Below are 3,013 nucleotides of genomic sequence, written 5' to 3' on the forward strand. Positions count from 1 at the left end.
CGCTGCTGCCCGCGCTGTACTTCGGCGTGCCGATCGTCGCTTTCCAGGGCCGCTTCGGCCCCGAGCGCGCGTTCGAGCTGATGCAACGGCACCAAGTCACCAACACCTTCCTTTTCCCGACTGCGCTGAAGGCGATGATGAAGGCGGTGCCGCACCCGCGGGAGCGATACGCCGGCTTGAAGCTGCGGGCGGTGATGAGTGCTGGCGAGGCGGTCGGCGACGCGGTGTTCAACTGGTGCCGCGACGAGCTGGGCCTGGTGGTCAACGAGATGTTCGGCCAGACCGAGATCAACTACATCGTGGGCAACTGCAGCCAGACGGTGGGAACCGATGGTCACCCCTGCGTCGGCTGGCCGGCGCGCCCGGGCAGCATGGGCCGCGCCTACCCCGGGCACCGCGTCGCGGTGATCGACGACGACGGCCGCGAATGCCCGCGCGGCACGCCCGGCGACGTGGCGGTGCACCGGCTCGACGTGCATGGCGAGCCTGACCCGGTGTTCTTCCTCGGCTACTGGAAACGCGACGACGCAACGCGCGCCAAGTTCACCGGTGACCGAACGTCGAGCTGGTGCCGCACCGGCGACACCGCGCTGATGGACGACGACGGCTACCTTTGGTACCAGGGCCGCAGCGACGACGTGTTCAAGGCCGCGGGCTACCGCATCGGGCCGAGCGAGGTCGAGAACTGCCTGGTCAAGCACCCGGCGGTCGCCAACGCCGCGGTGGTGCCGAAGCCGGACGCCGAGCGCGGCGCGMTGGTCAAAGCCTATGTGGTGCTGGCGCCCGGTTTCGCTGGCAGCGACGAGCTGGTGGCCGACTTGCAGCGGCATGTGCGCGGCCAGCTGGCACCCTACGAGTACCCGAAAGAGATCGAGTTCATCGACGCCTTGCCGATGACGACGACCGGCAAGGTGCAGCGGCGTGTGCTGCGGTTGCAGGAAGAGGAAAGGGCGCGGGCCTCCAAAGCGTGAGGCCTGGCGAATCGGATTCATCGGCAGGGGGTCATCAGCACGCGTCGTTCGGGCGACAAGCCGCTGCGCCGGTGCCGAGCTTTTCCGTCGCCGCGTGCTGGCGCTTGGGCGCCGGTGCAGGCTCGCCGCGCCAGCCGGGCTGCAGCAACAGCCCAGCGGCGAACAGCCAGGCCAGCAATCGCAAGGGGCGCATCGGTGGGTGTCTCCGGTCGGGTCGTTGAGGGCTACTTGGCGCAGCGCCCGCTCACCACACGTGCGGCGAGAAAGGGCAGGCCCAGGATGCCGCCGAGTCCGATCGGCCCGATCTTGCCGCTGGCGGCTTGCGGGTCCTTCAGGCAATCGGGCGTGCCGGCCTCGGCGACTTGACGGGCCAGCGCCGTGTCGGTGCGTTCGATCGGGGTATCGGTGGCAGCTGCCGCCCTTTCGTGCAGCAGAGGCAGCTTGCCGGTCTGGCGGATCGCGGTGCGTGTGGCCTCGCTGTCCAGCAGGCGCTCGGCGGGCGGGGCAGAGGCGGCGGACACCGGCGGTGCGGCGCTCACGGCCGGGGCCGGCTCGACCCATGTCGATTCGTGCGCCGGCACCGGCCGGGCAGGGCGGGGCTGCGCCTGATCGGGCTTGTCGATGTGCTGCGGCCGGCGTGTCGTGGGGGGCGGTGGTTGCTCGGCAGGTGGTTGTGCTGGTGCCTGTGCCAGCGGCTGCACCCACACCAGCGGTGGCTGCTCGTGGCGGACCTCGACCCGGCGCTCGCGCATCGTTTGGGCGAGTGCGAGGAAAAGCAGCACATGCAGGCCCAGCACCACCAGCGCCATGCCGGGGCGCCGACGCACCGGCAGCGCAGCGCGCGCCTCAGCTCGGTTCGTCATCGGGCCGGTACTCCAGCAAGTCGCCGGGCTGGCATTGCAGCACCTGGCAGATCAGTTCGAGCGTGTCGAAGCGCACGCCGCGCACCTTGCCGGACTTCAGCAGCGAGATGTTCTGTTCGGTGATGCCCACGAGCTCGGCCAGCTCGCGCGAGCGCATCTTGCGCTTGGCCAGCATCACGTCGAGGTGAACGACGATCGTCATTTCAGCACCCCACGGCCTGCGGGCTCATCAAACGAACCCCTCGTTCTCTTCAGCCACGCGCGCCGCTTCGGTCATCACGCGCGCGATGGCCATGAAGACCAGCGCGCCGAGCACCAGCGCGTAGTCGTTCGAGCTGATCATGACCAGCAGTTGGCGCTGACCGGGCGGGTTGTCCCACGAGACGGCGACCGACATCAGCGCTTGGGCCAGGGGCTGCGCCAGCGACAACGCAAACAGCAGCGTGGCGAAGCGCCGGAAGCACGCCAGCGCGCGCACGCCGAACACATCACCGCGCAGGTACTCGCCGAACAGGGACCACAGCTGCCACAGCAGTGCGAGCCCCAGGCCGACCGGCAGCAGCGTCACGGCGGCCATGCGCAGGCGCACCGCCAGCGTCAAGCCGTCTTGCGCCAGATGCTTCAGGTGCAGGCCCGCCATTTCGCTGAAGCCCATCGACAGCAAGGCGTCKGGTGCCATGAGCAGCAGCACCGGGGCGGCGATCAGCAAGGGCGCAGCCAGCAAGGCCAGGCCGCGCACCCAACGGGACAGCCGTCGAAGACGATCGGCCAAGGCCCGGGAGGCGGGAGGGACGGGGGGCTTGGCGGGCAGTCTCGGGTGCATCTTGTTTACTGTAAAACAATAAAAAATGGCTGTCAAACATGATCTATCGGAAGCAATTTGAACGACCGTGGCGGCTGTTTTCTCTTTCTGGTTCTAAAGTGGTATCTCTCTGAGAGAGCCTGATGAAGAGGACGGTGAGCCTCGCTCGAAGCAGGCGGGGCGGCTCATCTGTCACCTATGAAAATTGCGGAACAGAGAGGACTCTCTTCACCGCCATGCACGTGTCAAATGACCAGCGGATGTCAGTGAATACTATTTACTGGTTCTATAGTGGTTTCACCTGAAGCAATTGGTTGCACATGCGCGCAGACTGCGCGGGCCGCTGGCCGTTGGGGCGTGGCGGCTCAGTGAAGTCC

5 protein-coding genes are annotated in these 3,013 nt (G+C 67.6%); 1 reads left to right on the forward strand and 4 read right to left on the reverse strand.

Annotation, left to right across the window (positions count from 1 at the left end; all coding sequences use genetic code 11):
• Positions 1-971, forward strand: a 971-nt coding sequence (locus tag AC1DYI_RS31055) for an AMP-binding enzyme (protein WP_477207969.1), incomplete at its 5' end; no start/stop codon positions are given.
• A gap of 34 nt (positions 972-1,005) precedes the next feature.
• Here AC1DYI_RS31055 and AC1DYI_RS31060 read toward each other — a convergent pair.
• The 4 genes from AC1DYI_RS31060 to AC1DYI_RS31075 are packed head-to-tail and all read right to left on the reverse strand — an operon-like array spanning position 1,006 to position 2,606.
• Entirely contained in the window at positions 1,006-1,164 is a 159-nt protein-coding gene (locus AC1DYI_RS31060) for a hypothetical protein (protein ID WP_477207970.1), read from the reverse strand.
• A 31-nt stretch (positions 1,165-1,195) separates the two neighbouring features.
• Entirely contained in the window at positions 1,196-1,834 is a 639-nt protein-coding gene (locus tag AC1DYI_RS31065; RefSeq protein WP_477207971.1) for a hypothetical protein, read from the reverse strand.
• The gene (locus AC1DYI_RS31070) at positions 1,818-2,036 is read right to left on the reverse strand and encodes a helix-turn-helix domain-containing protein (protein WP_477207972.1); all 219 of its coding nucleotides are present in this window, start codon (positions 2,034-2,036) and stop codon (positions 1,818-1,820) included. Before AC1DYI_RS31070 ends, AC1DYI_RS31065 begins: the two co-directional genes overlap by 17 nt.
• Before the next feature lie 27 nt (positions 2,037-2,063).
• Entirely contained in the window at positions 2,064-2,606 is a 543-nt protein-coding gene (locus tag AC1DYI_RS31075) for a DUF2975 domain-containing protein (protein ID WP_477207973.1), read from the reverse strand.
• Positions 2,607-3,013 lie beyond the last annotated feature (407 nt).

The sequence above is a fragment of the Ideonella sp. P3_A4 genome, assembly GCF_056403075.1.

What these genes read in the sequence shown, in the direction of transcription:
- AC1DYI_RS31060 (WP_477207970.1), bottom strand. Translation starts at nt 1,164, where the DNA reads ATGCGCCCCTTGCGATTGCTGGCCTGGCTGTTCGCCGCTGGGCTGTTG.
- AC1DYI_RS31065 (WP_477207971.1), bottom strand. Translation starts at nt 1,834, where the DNA reads ATGACGAACCGAGCTGAGGCGCGCGCTGCGCTGCCGGTGCGTCGGCGC.
- AC1DYI_RS31070 (WP_477207972.1), bottom strand. Translation starts at nt 2,036, where the DNA reads ATGACGATCGTCGTTCACCTCGACGTGATGCTGGCCAAGCGCAAGATG.